Origin of the sequence: Roseinatronobacter alkalisoli (assembly GCF_028745735.1) — a bacterium.
Lineage (GTDB): Bacteria > Pseudomonadota > Alphaproteobacteria > Rhodobacterales > Rhodobacteraceae > Roseinatronobacter > Roseinatronobacter alkalisoli.
The window spans coordinates 1-17,507 of record NZ_JAQZSM010000025.1 but is presented as its reverse complement, the minus strand read 5'-3'; the positions used below and the strand labels follow the sequence as shown (position 1 = coordinate 17,507).

At 59.3% G+C, this 17,507-nt stretch carries 16 protein-coding genes; 7 read left to right on the top strand and 9 right to left on the bottom strand.

Annotated features, from left to right (window positions below):
* The first annotated feature begins 69 nt into the window (after positions 1-69).
* Genes PUT78_RS18660 through PUT78_RS18645 form a run of 4 tightly spaced genes read left to right on the top strand, consistent with a single transcriptional unit; the run spans position 70 to position 3,875 of the window.
* Positions 70-1,227 carry an ABC transporter substrate-binding protein gene (locus tag PUT78_RS18660; RefSeq protein WP_274353786.1) on the top strand — a complete coding sequence of 386 codons (1,158 nt, stop codon included), beginning with the start codon at positions 70-72 and terminating at the stop codon, positions 1,225-1,227.
* Positions 1,214-2,320, top strand: coding sequence for a FecCD family ABC transporter permease (locus tag PUT78_RS18655; RefSeq protein WP_274353785.1), 1,107 nt, complete (start codon positions 1,214-1,216; stop codon positions 2,318-2,320). Before PUT78_RS18660 ends, PUT78_RS18655 begins: the two co-directional genes overlap by 14 nt.
* Positions 2,320-3,093 carry an ABC transporter ATP-binding protein gene (locus PUT78_RS18650; protein ID WP_274353784.1) on the top strand — a complete coding sequence of 258 codons (774 nt, stop codon included), beginning with the start codon at positions 2,320-2,322 and terminating at the stop codon, positions 3,091-3,093. Before PUT78_RS18655 ends, PUT78_RS18650 begins: the two co-directional genes overlap by 1 nt.
* Positions 3,090-3,875 (top strand): class I SAM-dependent methyltransferase, encoded by a 786-nt coding sequence (locus PUT78_RS18645; RefSeq protein WP_274353783.1) that lies wholly within the window; start codon positions 3,090-3,092, stop codon positions 3,873-3,875. Before PUT78_RS18650 ends, PUT78_RS18645 begins: the two co-directional genes overlap by 4 nt.
* Before the next feature lie 125 nt (positions 3,876-4,000).
* Here the strand turns inward: PUT78_RS18645 and PUT78_RS18640 are convergent, their stop codons facing one another.
* Positions 4,001-5,074 (bottom strand): FAD-binding oxidoreductase, encoded by a 1,074-nt coding sequence (locus tag PUT78_RS18640; protein WP_274353782.1) that lies wholly within the window; start codon positions 5,072-5,074, stop codon positions 4,001-4,003.
* Positions 5,075-5,078: 4 nt separating this feature from the next.
* A complete protein-coding gene (locus PUT78_RS18635; protein ID WP_274353781.1) occupies positions 5,079-6,314 on the bottom strand; it encodes an aromatic ring-hydroxylating oxygenase subunit alpha in 1,236 nt (411 codons plus the stop codon).
* Between the two features lie 396 nt (positions 6,315-6,710).
* Between PUT78_RS18635 and PUT78_RS18630 the strand changes: the two genes are divergently transcribed.
* Positions 6,711-7,007: a hypothetical protein gene (locus PUT78_RS18630; RefSeq protein ID WP_274353780.1), complete on the top strand. Its 297-nt coding sequence runs from the start codon at positions 6,711-6,713 to the stop codon at positions 7,005-7,007.
* A 107-nt stretch (positions 7,008-7,114) separates the two neighbouring features.
* On the opposite strand, the gene PUT78_RS18625 is transcribed toward PUT78_RS18630, so the two are convergent.
* The 4 genes from PUT78_RS18625 to PUT78_RS18610 form a co-directional block, all read right to left on the bottom strand.
* Positions 7,115-8,632, bottom strand: coding sequence for a tripartite tricarboxylate transporter permease (locus PUT78_RS18625; RefSeq protein WP_274353779.1), 1,518 nt, complete (start codon positions 8,630-8,632; stop codon positions 7,115-7,117).
* On the bottom strand, positions 8,629-9,099 hold the full coding sequence (locus PUT78_RS18620) for a tripartite tricarboxylate transporter TctB family protein (protein ID WP_274353778.1): 471 nt from the start codon (positions 9,097-9,099) through the stop codon (positions 8,629-8,631). Before PUT78_RS18620 ends, PUT78_RS18625 begins: the two co-directional genes overlap by 4 nt.
* Before the next feature lie 16 nt (positions 9,100-9,115).
* On the bottom strand, positions 9,116-9,859 hold the full coding sequence (locus PUT78_RS18615; protein WP_274353777.1) for an enoyl-CoA hydratase/isomerase family protein: 744 nt from the start codon (positions 9,857-9,859) through the stop codon (positions 9,116-9,118).
* 69 nt (positions 9,860-9,928) lie between these two features.
* Entirely contained in the window at positions 9,929-10,882 is a 954-nt protein-coding gene (locus tag PUT78_RS18610; protein WP_274353776.1) for a Bug family tripartite tricarboxylate transporter substrate binding protein, read from the bottom strand.
* Between the two features lie 160 nt (positions 10,883-11,042).
* On the opposite strand from PUT78_RS18610, the gene PUT78_RS18605 reads away from it, so the two are divergent.
* Complete coding sequence (locus PUT78_RS18605; protein WP_274353775.1) at positions 11,043-11,798, top strand: IclR family transcriptional regulator; 756 nt, start codon at positions 11,043-11,045, stop codon at positions 11,796-11,798.
* Positions 11,795-12,583, top strand: coding sequence for an IclR family transcriptional regulator (locus tag PUT78_RS18600; protein ID WP_274353774.1), 789 nt, complete (start codon positions 11,795-11,797; stop codon positions 12,581-12,583). Before PUT78_RS18605 ends, PUT78_RS18600 begins: the two co-directional genes overlap by 4 nt.
* On the opposite strand, the gene PUT78_RS18595 is transcribed toward PUT78_RS18600, so the two are convergent.
* From PUT78_RS18595 to PUT78_RS18585, 3 genes are all read right to left on the bottom strand, one after another.
* Positions 12,538-14,655, bottom strand: coding sequence for an acetate--CoA ligase family protein (locus PUT78_RS18595; protein ID WP_274353773.1), 2,118 nt, complete (start codon positions 14,653-14,655; stop codon positions 12,538-12,540). The genes PUT78_RS18600 and PUT78_RS18595 overlap by 46 nt on opposite strands.
* A 319-nt stretch (positions 14,656-14,974) precedes the next feature.
* A complete protein-coding gene (locus tag PUT78_RS18590; protein ID WP_274353772.1) occupies positions 14,975-16,000 on the bottom strand; it encodes a nucleotidyltransferase family protein in 1,026 nt (341 codons plus the stop codon).
* Positions 16,001-16,079: 79 nt separating this feature from the next.
* On the bottom strand, positions 16,080-17,006 hold the full coding sequence (locus PUT78_RS18585) for a hypothetical protein (RefSeq protein ID WP_274353771.1): 927 nt from the start codon (positions 17,004-17,006) through the stop codon (positions 16,080-16,082).
* Positions 17,007-17,507: the final 501 nt, after the last annotated feature.

Sequence of the window (17,507 nt, the reverse complement as noted above, 5' to 3'; positions counted from 1 at the left end):
ATCTGGTATCGTCAGCCAGCTGGTCGCGAGCATCACTTCCATCACACAACAATAAAGGAATCGATTCTCATGTTTCGACGTCAGTTGCTGGCCGGTGTTGTCGGCGCGTTTACCGTTCTTGGTGCCTTTGGTCCCTTGTCTGCATGGGCTGAAGGGACGCTTGTCGTGACCGACCTTGCCGGGCGCATGGTTGAGGTGCCACATAACCCGCAGCGTGTCATCCTTGGCGAAGGGCGGTTGCTTTATGCCACCTCTATCCTTGATCGGGATGATCCCGTGGCGCGTCTGGCCGGTTGGGCAGAGGACATGATCGTCAATGACCCGGGAACCTACAGGGCATTTCTTGCAGCCTTCCCGCAGCTTGCAGACGTTCCCCGCTTTGCCAATGCCTACGCTGCGGATTTCAGCGCTGAACAGGCAATCGCCCTGGAAGCTGACCTGATCGTGCTGCCGCTTGGCGGGTATTACAGAGCTGTCGACGGCAACCTTCTGGCCACGCTTGAAGCGGCCGGGATTCCAACAATCTTTGTCGACCTGCGCGAAGACCTGCTGGAAAACACCGCACCGTCCATGGCGCTTCTGGGCCGGATCTTTGACCGCGAAGATGTCGCGCAGCGCTTCAATGATTTCTACCTGTATGAAACCCGCGCGGTCACAATGCCCGCCACGCGGATTGCACCAAAGGACCGCCCGCTGGTCATCATGGAACGCGCGCAAGGGATCGGCACCACCTGTTGCAACACCTACGGGGCAGGCAATCTGGGGCGGCTGGTGGATGCCGCAGGTGGCCAAAACTGGGGAAGCAGCCGTTTTCCGGGGACTGGCGGGGAAATTTCGCTGGAAACCATCATCGCAGAAAACCCTGCAGTCATTATCGGGACCGGCGCGGACTGGTCCGAAGCCCGGCCCGAAAGTACCGCAGTGCGCTTTGGCTATGAACTTGCCGCTGACGAGGCACAGGCAGAGCTTGCCGCACTTGCCACGCGGCCCGGCTGGACGGAATTGCAGGCCGTGGCCTCCGGTGATTTTCATTCGGTCTGGCACCAGTTCTACACCGGCCCGCTGCATCTGGTGGCGCTGCAACTTTTTGCAACATGGCTGCACCCTGATGATCCTGCCTTCGCGCAGATCGACCCGGAAGCAACCATGCGGACCTTCCATGATGAATTCCTGCCCATTCCCTATACCGGCGTCTTCTGGACGAGCCTGCACGATGCACAGCACTGACGTTCCGCACATCGACGGGGGCGCTTCGCGCGCCCCCGCCCCATTGCGTCAGGGCGTTGCTGCCCTGCTATGGGCACATCAGGCGCGACACAGGCGCAAGGCCGTCATCACCTTGTCGGCCCTGATTTTGCTGGCCGTGCTGGTCATCATGGATTTCGGTTCCGGCCCTGCCGCCATCAGCCCCCCTGATCTGTTGCGGGCGTTGTTCATGCCCGACACCATATCGGGCGGTACGCGGGTGATTGTCTGGAATATCCGCCTGCCGGTCGCGCTGATGGCGCTGGCTGTCGGTGCAATGCTGGGGCTGGCCGGGGCGCAGATGCAGACCATCCTTGGCAACCCGCTGGCCGATCCGTTTACCCTGGGCGTATCGTCTTCGGCCAGCGTGGGCGCAGCGGTTGCAATCACACTGGGCCTGAGCGTGGTGCCCGTCGCCGGAACGGCCCTGGTGACACTGAACGCTTTTGTCTTTGCCTGTGGCGCATCGCTGCTTGTATTCAGCCTGACCCGGATCCGCGGCGTCACACCCGAAACCATGATCCTGTTCGGGATCGCGCTGATGTTTTCGGCCAATGCCGTTCTGGGCCTGCTGCAATATTCGTCATCAGAATCCCAGCTGACAATGATCGTTTTCTGGATGATGGGGTCGCTTACACGTGCGTCGATGGACAAGGTGTATATTGCATCGGGCGTGCTGGGTGTCGGCGTGTTCTTCTTCTGGCGCATGCGCCACGCGTTGACTGCGCTGCGTATGGGTGATGACCGCGCGGCAAGCCTTGGGGTTGATGTCAGCCGGTTGCGGCTTTGGGCCTTTATCGTCATCGCGCTTCTTGCTGCGACATCGGTGGCATTTGTAGGCGTTATCGGTTTCGTCGGTCTGGTCGGCCCGCATATAGCGCGGCTGCTGGTGGGCGAGGATCAGCGGTATTTCCTGCCGCTGTCGATGATCGCCAGTGCCTGCCTTCTGGTGGCCGCATCGATCCTGTCACGAACGATCACGCCGGGGGTCATTTACCCCATCGGCATTATCACAGCGCTGATCGGCGTGCCGTTCTTTCTGGCGCTGGTTCTTGGACGCAGGAAGGTTATGTGATGACACATCTTCACGCACATGGCATGACGGTCCGCTATGGCGGCACCACCGTTTTGCACAATGTTACGCTGCCGGCATTGCAACCCGGCAGCGTAACGGCACTGATCGGCCCGAACGCTGCGGGAAAATCAACCTTGCTGCGCGCGCTGGCAGGGCTTGGTCCGCTGGCCGCGGGCGAGGTCTGGCTGGCGGACACGCGACTTGACGGTATGCGCCGCCGCGACTGGGCACGCCATGTCCGCTATGTCCCGCAACTTTTCGGACATTCAGCGGCATTGACGGTGCTGGATGCGGTACTTGTGGCGCGACTGGCAGGTGATCTGCATGTGCGCGCCGCCGCGCAGGACCGGACCGCAGCCGCTGAAGCACTGGTGGAGGTCGGCATCGCGCATCTGGCGGAGCGTCCGGTCACCGACCTGAGCGGTGGTCAGCAACAACTTGTTGCGCTGGCGATGGGTCTGGCCCGCCCGGCGCCGGTTCTGCTGCTGGACGAACCAACCAGCGCGCTGGATCTGCGGCGCCAACTGGAACTGCTGAACGTGGCGCGCCGCGTCGCGCGTGACCGCAATGTCATCCTGATCGCGGCATTGCATGACCTTAATCTTGCAATCCGGCATGCGGATAGCTGCATCCTGATGTATGATGGCCGGATCTGCGCCACCGGAACACCAGAGGATGTCATCTTATCAGCGCATAGCGAAGGCGTTTACGGTGTCCGGTTGAACAAGGCAGAAACCGCAGCAGGCCGCTTGCTGGTGGAGGCAGAACTATGACTGAAATGCCCCCCCTGACCAATCATTCCGTGAAGGACAGAATTCGCGACTACTGGTCGTTCCGCGCCGCGACATTCGACAATGATCCGGGTCATGCCATCGAACCCGTCAGGGAAGCGCCCCTGTGGCAGGCGTTGATTACCCGAACGCTGGGGCCGGTGAAGGGCAAGCAGGTGCTTGATCTGGCCAGCGGCACAGGCGAGATCAGCCGCCAGCTTCTGGATCTGGGTGCTGACGTGACCGGCGTTGATTTTTCGGAAGAGATGATGCACCGCGCGCGCGAAAAACACGCGGGCAGGAGGTGGCAGGGCGTCCTTGATGATGCCGAAATTCTTGCCTCGCAACCGGATGCACATTTTGACGCGATCATGACGCGGCACCTTGTCTGGACCTTGCCCGACCCGGATGGCGCGTTCCGGACATGGTATCGTGTCCTGAAACCCGGCGGACGCATTCTTCTGGTTGACGGCGACTGGCGCAGCAACGGTTTTCCGCGAAACATGTTGCGTGCTCTGGCCGACTGGCTGGAGCCGGGAAAAGACCGGCCCAATGCGCGTGCGGATTACGGCGATATCATGGACCATGTGAAATATGGCAAAGGGGTTGATGCAATGCTGTTGGCAGATGATCTTGCGGCGGCTGGATTTACCGGCATCCGGACATATTCCTTGCGGGATATCTATTGGCGGGGCATGGGGCATGCCCCTTGGCCCCGGCGTTTGCGGCTTATGGCATCCCGTAAATTTGCCATGGTCGCGCAACGACCGCTGACGAAGCAGTAAACCGGCGCGGAACAGTTCCAGCCAAGCAGGCAAGACTGCGGGCCGTTCTGCGGCGCGCAGGTCGAAATCGCGCAAAGCGATATCAGGGCCGGGACAGGAACACGCGCATATCCGCAAGGGTCATGTCAGGCGTCCACCTCCACCCGGCCCACCGGTTTGGAACAACACGCAAGGATGTATCCGCTTTCGATGTCTTCTTCCGTGATCCCGCCGTTATGTACCATATGCACTTCGCCCGACACCTTGCGCGTCCTGCAGGTTCCGCAAAGGCCGAAATTGCAGCCCGACGCGACAGCCAGACCATGGGCGCGGGCGACCTGCATGATTGTGTCGCCCTCTGTGCAGGTGACAGTCAGGCCGGACCGGGCGAAGACAATCTCCGCCTGTGCGCTGTCATCCGGTACAGGGTCATCAAATTCCTTGATATCGGACACGCTTTCAGCGGGTGCGTGGAAGGATTCCTGATGATAGCGCGCCATGTCATAGCCCAGCGATATCAGGATTTCGCGCACCGCAGTCATGAAGCTTTCTGGCCCGCAGCAATAGACATCGCGTTCCAGATAGTCATTGCACATCAGGCCCAGCATCAGCTGGTTGAACTGCCCGCGATAGCCGGTCCAGACATCATAGGGTTCCGACCGGCTGACCACGAAATGCAACCCCAGCCCCGCCACGCGCGAAGCCATGTATTCCAGCCTGCGCCTGAAGATCAGGTCACTGGGGCGGCGGGCGCATTGGATGAAACAGATATCCGGGTCTTCGCCACGTTCAAACAATGTGGTCGCCATGGACATCATCGGTGTCACGCCGGACCCGGCGGAAATGAACAGGTATTTCCCGTCGGGCTGCGGTGGAAGGTGGAACAAGCCCGCAGGCCCATAGGCGCGCAGCCGCATGCCGGCCTGCAAATGATCATGCATCCACCGCGTCCCGACGGAATCCGGCTGCAGCTTGGTGGTTATGCTGATATAGGCCGATGTCACCGGCGACGACGAAATGGTATAGGTACGCTGCACATTCCCGCCGGGAACAGGCAGATCCAGCGTCAGGAACTGACCGGCACGATAGACAAACATGGCCGCCGATGGCGCGCGGAACACGAATGTCCGGACGCCGGGCGCTTCGGGCAGCACGGCCACGCATTCCAGTTCTTCATCATCACGCCAGGCCGGACTGTCCTTGCTGGGCATCGGGATCATGGTATTACTCCGCTGCGATCTGGTGTGGCCCCATCAGGGCTGTGTGCAGGGTGCGGCAATACCAGTCCACGAACTGGTTAACGCCGCCTTCCTGCGCGCGGCTGTAGGGGCCGGGCAGATAGGCGGGTGAGTTGATACCGCGCTGATTTTCTTCGACAATCCGGCGGTCTTCGTCATTGGTATTGATCCACACCTCTGTCAGGCGCTTCAGGTCGTAATCACGCCCTTCTTCGGCATCCTTATGCACCAGCCATGTGGTTGTGACCTGTGTCTGCTGCGGGCCGACGGGCAACACCCGGAAGGTCAGAACATGGTCTGACAGGAAGTGATTCCAGCTATTGGGGTAGTGGAAAAACAGGCATGATCCCGCGTCATCAAACGGCACATGCCCGACGCGCTTTGCAACAGCCGCTTTGCCGTCCAGTGTGTAGCTGACACCCTTGCCCAGGAACGGAATACGCACGAAGCGCCAGCGCTCAAGCGGGTCGATGACGTATTTCGACGGCAGGCCCGCAGCTTCGCAGCGGTCCACATGGGCGCGGCCCATATTGCTGGTGGTGCTGTCATCGGCCCCCACAAGATTGGGGTCGTCAGGGAAGGTCACGCAAAGTGACGGGTGCGAGCCAGAGCAATGATAGCATTCGCGGTTGTTTTCCAGCACCAGTTTCCAGTTGGCCTGTTCGATGATGCTGGACTGATGCGCGATTTTCAGATTGGCCAGATCATGCGGGCCAAGGTAGCGGGCGGCATGGGCCTCCAGCGTGCGTGTATCGGGTGCGTGTTCGGCCAGACAGATGAACACCATCCCCGACACTTCGCGGCAATGGACAAGGCCAAGCCCATGCGCCGAGGGGTCGAAATCATCGCCCATTTCGCGCGCCCACAGAAGTTTGCCATCCAGATCATAAGTCCATTGGTGGTAGGGGCAGACAAGCTTGGGGGCAGTGCCCTTATGGGCGCTACAAATCCGGCTGCCCCGGTGACGGCAGGAATTATGGAACGCCCGGATCACCCGGTCAGCCCCGCGCACCAAAATCACCGAAGCCGTGCCGATTTCCAGCGTGATATAGCTGCCGGTTTTCGGCAATTCAGCGGAAGGTGCCGCAAAAATCCAGTCGCGTTGCCAGATGTTGCGCAGGTCGGCATCAAAGACTTCAGAATCATTATAAAAAGGCTGCGGTAATGAATGCCATGGCTTGCGGGACATGAGCAGGTAGAGAAGGTCAGAATTGCTGATCATCGGGGAGGCCTTTGTAACGACAGGTCAGATAATCTTTGTCCCGGTCTGCGGGGAAGGGTGCTGCGGGCGGCTGGATGGCAGGACGGATGGGGCATGAGAGCAGATGGTTCTTAGAGATGACTCAGTGATGCGGAAATAAGCTGCGCAGCGCGCGTCTGTGTGCGGCATAATTTGTTTTTTTCGCGGCACGCCGGACATACGCACAGGGTACGCGGGTGCCAATCGCGGGGTTCCGGCATGCCGCGCGGTGACCGAGTCGCCATGACCGCCGCGCTGCGCTTTTTATCCGGAACCAGCGGCCTTGTGATTGATCAGATAGCGGCACCGCGACAGGTGACTTGATTTTGTTCCCTTTATGTTCTATTCTACAAAAGACGCCAGAAAGGGAGAACCCCGATGGAAGACACCACATTCGCCCTGCCCGCAACGCCCCGGCAGATCGCTTATGCGCGCGCGCTTGCACTGCGCAACAAGACCCTGCTGCCCTGGGCGGTTCAGCAGGACCGGAGGGCGCTGAGCACCTGGATCGAAGCACAGTCTAAACTGAAGCCCGCATCCGCGCTTGACTGCCTGCCTTCGTCCAGACAGGTCGCCTTTGCCGAACGCCTTGCGCGCATCAAGCGCCGCGCCGTGCCGGAGGAATGCTTCCGCGACAAGGGGCTGATGTCGAAATGGATCGACGGAAACAGATAAGGGTGGGCGGCTGCGGCTTGACCCCTTGTTGACCGTCGCGCGTGTAATCAGGGTTCAGATACCTGTTCGGAATTGCTGAAATCGTAATGCCGACACTGGAATCCGGGTCACTGGTGCGTGTCATTTCTTACATCATGTGTCTTTCCGCGCCACAGCCGCAGCAGCGGCGCGACGACCTGCGCAAGCAGGACCAGCACGATGCATGCAAACAGCACTGCACTGATCGGGCGGGTGAGGAAGGTTGTGAAATCACCGTCCGACAGCATTAAGGAACGTCGGAAATTTTCTTCCATCAGTGGTCCCAGAACCAGGCCGAGCACCAGCGGCGCCGCCGGAAAGTCAAGCAGCCGGAGGATGTAGCCCAGAAAACCGAAAGCCAGCAACTGGTAGATGTCGAAAACGGAATAGCGGATCGAGTAGGTGCCGATCACGACAAGGACCAGAATCGCAGGATACAGCAACCTGTAGGAAATGCGCAGCATCGATACCCAAAGCCCGATCATCGGGATGTTGAACACAAGAAGGATCAGGTTCCCCAACCAGAAGCTGGCGACCAGACCCCAGAACATTTCGGGCGTGTTGGTCAGCATCTGCGGACCGGGGTTCACGCCATGCACAATCATTGCGCCCAGCAGCAACGCCATGACCGCATCGCCCGGAACGCCCAGGGTAAGCGTTGGGATAAAGGCCGTCTGCGCCGCAGCGTTATTTGCGGCCTCTGGTCCGGCCACACCTTCGACAATGCCCTGGCCGATGCGGGCGCGGTTGCGCGCGACTTTTTTCTCTGTCGCGTAGGAAAAGAACGAGGCAATGGTTGACCCGGTGCCCGGCAATGCCCCGAAGAACGATCCGATAGCTGAGCCACGCCATATTGCCGGCCAGCTGTCGCGCATTTCGGTGCGTGTCGGGATCATTGAACGCAGTGTTACCTTGTGCATGGGGCGCGTGCGTTCAGATCGCCCGATATTGGACAGGATTTCGGACAACCCGAACAGACCCATCGCCGAGGCTACGAGGCTGATACCGTCCATCAGTTCGAACTGGCCATAAACAAAGCGCATGGTACCCGATGTCGTGTCTAGACCAACGATGCCCAGCAGCACGCCCAGCACGACCATGGCAAGGCCACGTGTCGCCGAACCCTCGGACAAGGTTGATGCCGCGATAAGGCCGAGTGCCATGAGTAGGAAATATTCCTGGCTGCCGAAGCGCAGTGCGAAAGCCGCAAGGGCTGGTGCAAACCCCGCCATCAGCAGAATGCCGATACTGCCCCCGACAAATGACGCGACAGCAGACAGGAACAGCGCGGCACCGGCGCGCCCGTTCTTTGTCATCTCATAGCCGTCCATGCAGACCACGGCGGATGATGCAGTTCCCGGAAGGCGCAGAAGAATGGACGCGACCGACCCGCCATATTGCGCGCCATAATAGATGCCGGCCAGCATGATCAGCGCATCAGTCGCTGCGATGTAATAGGTCAGCGGCAGTAATAATGAGATTGCCGCCAGCGGGCCGACGCCGGGAAGCACACCTATGAACATCCCGATGGACACGCCGATGAAGCAGAACATCAGCGTGTCCCATGACAGGGCGACCTGAAAGCCAAGCAGAAGATTGTCGATCATGTACGTATCCAGGGCGGAAGCATGGTCAGTTGAAGCCCGAGCGCAAGCACGAAGATTACCCAGATCATGACAATGACAGTCACCACCAGCAAGGCTATCTCTTGCCAGGACCGGCCGGGTTCAGCCATGGCAGAAACGGTCACGAGCACAGCGATTGCAATGCCACCGCCCAGCACCGGATAGAGCATGCCGAAAAGGATGATCGCCCCCAGCAGATAGATGACCGGGCGCAACCTGCCGAAATTGACGCGCTGCCCGGGGTTGCGCCAGCCTTCGGCCAGCAACATTACCCCGAAAAGCACGAACAACCCGCCGAGCAGGGCAGGAAAGTAGCCCGGCCCCATAGAGGCGGGTGTGCCAAGGCGCAGGCGGGACACTTCGGAAAAGGTAACTGCGGCGGCGGCGAACAGCAGCATCGCACCAAGGCCGCTGCGCGAGGTCAGCGCTGCGATCAATCTGTTCTGCATGGCGGCTCCTGTCTGGTCAGCGGCCCCGAAAGACCGGTGGCCGTTTGTTCCGGAAGGCGTCGAGCGCATTGGCCGCGTCCTCGCTGTTCATGACCGTGTCGACTTTGCGTGTGACATCAAACAGTGTCTGGATCGGGGTGTCGCCCACCGCGTCAAGGCTCATGCGCTTCAGCATTGCGATGACCAATGGCGCGTTGTCTGCCAGCCGTCGCGCCATGCGCTGCGCTTCGGCCACATGCGTCCCCGCGGGGACAAGGCGGTTCACCATCCCGCAGTCATAGGCACGCCGCGCAGCTATAGGGTCGCCAAGCAGGATCATTTCCTGAACCACACGCAATGCGCCGCGCTTGGCTAGTGCCGAAACGGCGCCTTTGGCAACGCCTATCTTAGCTTCCGGATAGATAAGCTCTGCATCCTCGGTCAGGACGATGAAATCGCACATCATCGCCAGTACCAGCCCGGCGCCGATGGCCTTGCCGCTGATTGCAGCGATGATCGGCTTGTCGCAGCGAAAGCCGAATTCCGGCACTGCATGCCAGAACAGTTCTGGCGGGTCTTTCAGGTCCGCACCGGCGCTGAATACCTTGTCGTCACAGGACTTCAGGATGGCGACACGCGCATCGCCATGCGCGAATTTATCCCAGCACTGGCGCAAATCCGTAAACATCCGGGCGGTTAGCGCATTGCGTTTTTCCGGGCGACAGATGGTGATTTCCGCAATTCCATCGGCTTCTTCATAGCGGATATTTTCAAAATTCATCGCGCAGCCCCTGTTTTCAGGTGAAAAAGACCGCCCTTGAACAAGGGCGGTCAGGTGCGGGAGGAACCGTCAGTTGATCGAAATACCGGCGGCGTCGCGGATGTTGACAAAAATCTCCAGATCGCTTTCGACCACGGCATCGGTCGCTGCCGGGTCGCGATACATTGGCAAAAGGCCCATTGTCAGAACCTGCTGCTGATAGCTTTCGCTTGCGAGCAGGTCTTCAAGCGGCGCGCTCATCTGTGCGATTATGGCGGGGTCGGTCCCTGCGGGTGCAAATACGCCGAACCAGCCGACGATGGACACATCAAAACCCTGTTCCTTTGCAGTGGGCACGTCCGGATAGGCCGGGTGGCGGTCATCCGACAGGGCTGCGATAACATTCATCATGTCATTGTCGATCTGCCGCGTCACCGCAGGGTCGGCCATGAAGCCAATCTCACCCGAGAGGATCGCTGTTACAGCATCGTTGCTGCCGGCATAGGGAATGTGTGTGGCGGTGGTGCCTGTCTGCTGAAGGAAATATTCGGTCGAGAACTGGCCCATGGACCCGATGCCGGCCGAGCCGTATTTTACGTTATTCTCCTTGAGATACTCCACGAAGCTGGCCAGATCAGCGGCGCGGGTATCGGCGTTCACACCGATGAAAACCAATGAATCCGCTGTGGTTGCGATACCGTCGAAGCTGTCGGTCGCGCTGTAGGATACGGCCGGGTTGATGACCGGTTGCACAACATTGGTGGCATTGTTGCCAAAAAAGATGGTGTAGCCATCATTGGGCGCGCCTGCGGCCAGTGTGGCGCCGACTACGCCGCCAGCGCCGGGCTTGTTCTCTATTACGACAGGCTGACCGATGGCTGCTGCGATGGCGTCCGCGGCAAGGCGGGCGAGGATGTCGGTGGTTCCGCCAGGATTGTAGGGCACGATCATCGTGACAGGCTTTGACGGCCAGTCCTGTGCGAATGCGCTGCCTGCCATCAATGACAGACCGGCAACCGCAAGAACGAGTTTCCTGGAAATCATGGCGTATCCTCCCTTTTGCCATCTGGCTGCCTCTGGGGCAGCCTCTCCTCAAAAATACACTAACATGGAGAAAGTTGTTTCTCAATAAATTGTTTTGTTCTATTATAGGGAACAAATACGAATACTCCAGCATTAACGCGACGCACCAGAAGGAGATGGAATGGACACTACATTGTTGAAGGGGCTGGCTATTCTGGAAGCGATTGTTGCCGAAATTGAACCGGTGGGCATATCGGAGCTGGCGCGCAAACTCGGCCTGCCGAAAAGCAACGTACATCGCACGATTGCGACACTGCGCGCCGCGGGCTATCTGGAGTTTGACCACGATTCGCGGCGGTATTTCCCGTCGCTCAAGCTGGGGCAGATGGGCAGCCACGTCACGGCACGGTTTCCGTTTCGCATGGCGGTCATGCCGTTTCTGGAAGACCTGGTTCAGCGGACCGGCGAAAGTGCGCATTTTGCCCTGCTGGACAGAACCAGCGTCGTTTTCCTTGCAAATGCTTTGCCGCAGGTTGCTGTCGCATCGGTCATCCCAGACAATCTGACCATACGCTGGGACGACAGCGCGCTTGGTATTGCGCTTGTGTCTGCACTGCCAGACGAGGACCGGGAAGAACTGCTTGCGGCATCGGACCTGTCCGACGGGGCGGCCCAACAGGTCACGCAGGCCATTGACGCTGGCTTTGCCCTGACACGGCGGCATGAGTCACGGCGCATTTTTGAACTTGGAGCGCCGATCCGTTCAAAGTGGAATACGGTCATCGGTGTCATCGGCATTACCGGTCCGGCCATGCGGTTTTCAGAGGAACGTCTGCAGGACCAGATCACTGCGGTGAAGGCCGCCGCCGCGTCAGCCTTTCATCACGACAAACACGACCTTTCCGAAAACATCCAGTCTGATAGAGTGCTTAAATGATCAAGTCTGTGGACAAGGCCTTGCGCCTTTTGGAAATCCTGTCGCAATCGGACCGCCCGATGCGGCTGCGCGATATTTCGGATGCGTCCGGGCTGACGCGGTCGAATGCATTCCGGATGCTTCAGACGCTCCGCGATCTGGGCTATGTCCAGCAAAACGGCGACGGGTCTTACTATGACCTTACGCTCAAGCTTTTTGAAGTCAGCGCGCGCAAGGTTGCGTCGAATTCCCTGGTGTCGGCGGCCCACCCGATCCTTCAGCGTCTGTCTGAACACGTTACAGAAAATGTCATGCTTAGTGTCCGCGAGGATCTGACCAGCGTTGTCATCGACCGTATCGAAAGCCGCGCCTTCGTGCGGACGTTCGCCTATCTTGGTGCGCGCGCGCCACTTCATACTGTGTCCGGGGGCAAGGTGCTGCTGGCCTATGCCCCAGACGAGGTGGTTGCCGCCATGTCGCAGAACCTTGTCAGGTTCACCGCCAGAACGATCACCGACCCAGACCGCCTTGCACAGGAGATTGCGGCGATACGCAAACGCGGCTATGCGACCGCGTTTCACGAAATCAACGAGGCCGCGCGCGGCGTTGCGGTGCCGATCCGGTCGCGCCATGGTGATGTTGTCGCGGCGCTGAGCATCTCTGGCCCGATGGAAGATCTGAGCGATGAACTGATCGGGGACTTCGTGGCATTCCTGAAGGAGCATGCCGCATTGATTGAACGTGCCTGGCCCGGCACCAATCAGGGTGCCGGACTTTCCAGTGTTCCACGACCGTCCAGCGCATAGGCGCCGGTTTCAGTAATCCGGAAGGGGTTAATCTCAAAATCCCGCAACCGGTCGCCAAGATCCGGGCCAAGCCAGGACATCCGCGCGATTGCCGCGCAGGCCGCATCGATGGCCAGGGGCGTCTGGCCTCGTGCACCTGACAGCAGTGGCCAGAGGCGCAGGCTTTCCAGCATCTTACGCACATCCTGTGGTGTTACCGGCGCGCGGCGCTGGACGACATCGCGCAGCAATTCAACATGAATGCCACCCGCGCCCAGGATAAGCTGCGGACCATAGCCCGGTTCGTTTTTCAGCCCGACGATCAGCTCGATTCCCGGGGTGATCATCTGCTGTACGTCGATCCGTATATCTGCGCCCGGAGAGGCCTTTTCCATCGCCTGCGCAATCGTGGAAAAGGCCGCGCGCAGATCCTGTTCCGTTTCAAGCCCCACCTTTACAAGGCCCGCGTCGCTTTTGTGTACCACATCCGCCAGAACGCCTTTCAGGACCACCGGATACCCGCAGGTTTGCGCGGCAAGAACAGCCTCGTCGATTGTTCCTGTCAATTGCGCTGCGGGCACCGACACATCATAGCCCGCGAGAACGGCCTTTGCCTGGGGTTCGGTCAGAAACCCGTCGGCAGTCACATCTGGCGTGCCCAGACCGGTGGGCCGTTCGGGTTCCTGATGGCGCAGGGTGGATTCAGATGTCAGTTCATCCCGGTAGGCCTGCAGCACGCGATACAGATCGTCAGTGCGGGTGACGAAGGGGATACCTGCCTCAAATGCGCGTTCCCTTAGGTCAGCGCCAAAATGCGACAGGTTCAAGACAAGAATGACCGGCTTTTCCTGACGCTGCCAGACGCTGATTATATGCTCCAGCGTTTGCGGCATCATCGGCTGCGGCGTCATGACATAGACCGTGATTCCGGTTCCGGGGTCCGCATGCACCGCGTCAATGGCCCGCGCGAAGATGCCGAACTCCAGCCCGCCTTTATGCCCGCCAAGGTCAAGTGGGTTGTTCTGGTGCGAAGCGGGGTAATCCTGTTCTAGCCGCTGCAGCGTGGCGGTGGCAAAGCGCCCCGCCTGCAAATCGCGCAGGGCAAGCTGGTCCGCCATAATCGCAGCACCGCCACCCGATGCACAGATGATCCCTGCGGCAGCGGTTGCGGGCCGGGGGTTTGCTGCAAGGATTCCAGCGCAGAGGATCATCGCATCCGGGTCATCCATCAGGACGACGCCAACTTCCCGGCAAAGCGTTTCGAAAGCAGAGTATGATCCCGCAAGGCTGGCAGTGTGTGACTTGGCCAGATGTGTTCCGGCCTCTGTCCTGCCGGCCTTGACCACAAGAACCGGCTTTCCGGCGGCGCGCGCCTGAAGGCAAAGAGCGCGAAACCGCTCCGGCGATTTCAGACCTTCAATATAAAGACAGATGACCTGCGTTTTTGGATCGGCGATAAACCCGTCGAGGAAATCGCAAAGTTCAAGATCGGCCTGATTCCCGATGCTCACCATGCCAGAAAGACCCACGCCATGGTCATGCGCCTGCAGAAAAAGCGTGCCCATCATCGCACCGCTCTGGCTGACGAAAGCCACGCCGCCTTTCCGCAGTGTCTTGGCATATCGTAGCGTCGGGGTGGAGGACAGCGCGAGGCCCGCCTGGGGGATGATCATCCCCATGCAGTTCGGCCCCATCAGCCGCATGTTGTAGCGCTGTGCAATCGCGACGATCCGCGTTTCAAGCGCTGCGCCCTCTGCGCTGAACTCGCCGAGTTGCGCGGTGATGATGATGCAGGCCCCGATGCCAGCCCTGCCGCAGGCGTCGACATTTTCCTCAAGGGTTGCGGCCGGAACAGCCAGCAGCGCTATGTCAGCGGGGTCTGGCAGGTCCGCGACAGACTTGTAGCAGGGCAGGCCCAGCACCGACTCTCGTTTTGGGTTGATCGGATAGATACGCCCGCCGAACCCGTGGTCAACAAGATGATGCAGAATGCGCCCGCCAAATTTGGCGTAATCCTCGGAAGCACCGATAAGTGCAATGGATGCTGGAGCAATCACGCGGTTCATCGGGATGGCGTCTGTTCGCTTGGTCATGGTCCCCTCCCATAGTGTTCTGAATAATAGAATACATATACCTATTATGACATATTGCAGCCTACTTGCCTGATGCTGTCAAGCCCAACGGTCGCGAAGGGGGGTGTCGGTACGACATTTCATGGGTTCTGCTATGCAGGATCGGCCCATCGATCAAATCCAGACTGAATGCTGCGCGTATTGACCTTTGCGCGCCCGGAAGTCCGGTGGTCGTCCTGTTGACCGGCAATCGCGGGACGCTGCCATGTTAATTTTGTCCTGCCTGCGCAGTGGCGCTGACTTCAGCAATGCCGAACCACACATATCGCGGATGGGCGCGCTACCCCGCCTCGCACGCCATGAGGGTCTTGTGCGTGCCCGGCATCCGCTTCAGCGTCCGTTCGATTCTTTCGCGCCACTTGGGGCCGCGTTCCATTGCGTCTTCATAGGCGTGCCAGATGTCGGACGGGCGATCCTCGGACATGGTCCCGATAATGAACGCGGCCTGCTGGCGGTCTTTCTCTGCCTTGAAAGATGTCGGCCCGTCGCGGCGGCGATCCGCAACGATCAGCTTGTGTATGGCGAATTTTTCGGGGCGCGGGATCTGCACAAGCAGACCATCACGATAAAGCGCAACCGCGTGGAGCGGGTCCGAGATCAGGTAGTTCAGGTGATGCAGGGCCCGGGCCTTGACGCCCAGGGCAGGAAGATCGCGAATGCCTTCTTCTGCGTCAAAGGATGGCGTCAGGAATTCGATCATCATGCCTGTCTGCCCGCTTTGCCGCCAGCGCCAGACACTGTCGCGGTCAAGGCCCTGAACGGGATCGAATTTGAGCGCTGAGAAGGTTTCGGCAAGCGATGGCGCGACAGCGTCTTGCAAGGCAACCGAAAGGCGTTCGAACTGCGCGATGTCGACATCGCCGGTATTGGCCACGCTGCCAAGGGGGAGGGTGGCGCCAAGTTCGCCTTCCATCAGGCGAAAGGCATTTGTGCCGATCAGGGTGCCGCCTAGCCTGAACGTTCCGACCTTGGCCATGGCCAGCAGCAGCCCGCCTGTGCCGCGGTCGACCGGGGTCATGCCTTCGGCGCGCAGCAGACGCGCGAGCCTGGCGCGTTCGCGCTTGCGTTCCGCCGCCTGCGCGCGCAGGTCGTTCATGCGGTCCACGCGATTGCGCGTTTCCGTGCTGTCCGGTCCGATATACCAGAATTTCACATCGCTGCCGATTTTCTCCGCCGCGTACCAGTAGACCTTGCCGCCGCGTTCCTTGCTGACAAGCGAGCCGCGGACATTCGCGACCATGTCGTCTTTCAGAAGGCGCAAAAGATCGCCATAGGCAGACCGCGCCACAGAGCTCAGGTTCGCCATGCCAGCCTCCGGGTTGTTGTCACGGTAAACTTATATATTTCGGTTTACCGTGGCAATCGGTAAACCAATTTATTTCCGTTTACCGGGTGGAGTACTGTGTTCCGCATGCATCGCTGCCTGCAGCACCGGTGACCACCCGCGATCCCGCGCCTGTCGCCGGACAAACGGTTCCTTGTCTGCCTAAGATGTGCTCTCGGTTGCACAGACGACGTTCGGTGACGGTTACCTTACTTGTCAGCAAGCGACTGCCCAGGACCGCATCAATAGCTTCCCTAGACGCCAGCAAACCGACATCCGCCACGGCAAGGTCATCTTGGTCCATCACCAGGGCAGAAGATCTGGATACAGCCCTCTTGCCGGTTAAAATGAGAGAGGAAAATGTAGCTCCTGCTGCATCAAGAGCTTCGATTTCATTCAGCCTTGACAGCGATGAATTCGGCTTTTTTTGACTGTGCTCGGCCCACATCTTCGCCGCGGCGAGGGTGAACAGTGCCGCTTTTGAAACAGGCAGTTCCTCACTGCTAGCAACGGCTCTGATCAACTTAAGTGTTTGGGGATTACCAAACAGCCCTTCAAGCCCCCTTTCTTCAAAATGAATGAGAACAGTCTCGGCGCGCTCATCTCCGATGCCTTTCGACAAAAGACTGCGGGCGTCACACCGAGAGATTGGTTCCAGAAATAGCTCGAGTGGATCATTGCCATAGGCGTCCCCCAAAGCTTGCGCGCTTGTGGCGCTTCTCCAATCAGCCACGCGGCAAGACAGAATGAAGTTTGGGAACCCTGCTACTTCAAGAGAAGCAAGGACGGCGTCTACTGCATCTCCTTCTGCTTGCACTGCTATTTCATCCAGCGCGTCTATGACGAAGGTATTCGCGTCACCTAGGAGTTTTAAAGGATCATTCGATCGGATTAGTCGTCTTGCATGAACAAATTTGTAACCAGCCTCTTGTCCGATTTCTTCCAAAAGGGTCGTCTTTTCCCATTCCAGCATCGCCCAAGACGACAATGGGGTTCGTCCGACCTAAAAGGTCAGTGTGGGACAGCTCAAATAATTTGCCATCGGCGTCAACGCCATTCAGTCGCCGCGCAATGATGGTGTCAGTCATGATCTTCTCTCAAAAGTGCTTGCCGTACTGAACGTGAAGCTGTCCTTCAGTAATAGAATCCCCCGTACTAGCCTACAACCGCGCGATTGTTCGCCTAGCAAAAAGCTTCGTGCTAGGGATGCCCTACAGAGAAATCTCTATGTGAGTTCATCCTCGCTACATGCTGCTTTCTGCAGCAGCAGCGAATTTTCGCAATGCAGGCTGCGACCGCGGCAACGACGTCATCCAGTGAAGGGCGGCTGTGGGCCGGGCACGCCGATCCCGCAGTCGCCTTCGCAGAGGGCGGAAACCCGACCAATGCACATGCCGCAGGGCGAACATAGCATCGCGCCACTGCGGACTTTCGAGGGATGTCACCCCCGGGACCGCGCTTGTTGCTCTGGCGCCGCATGGCTGGGCGT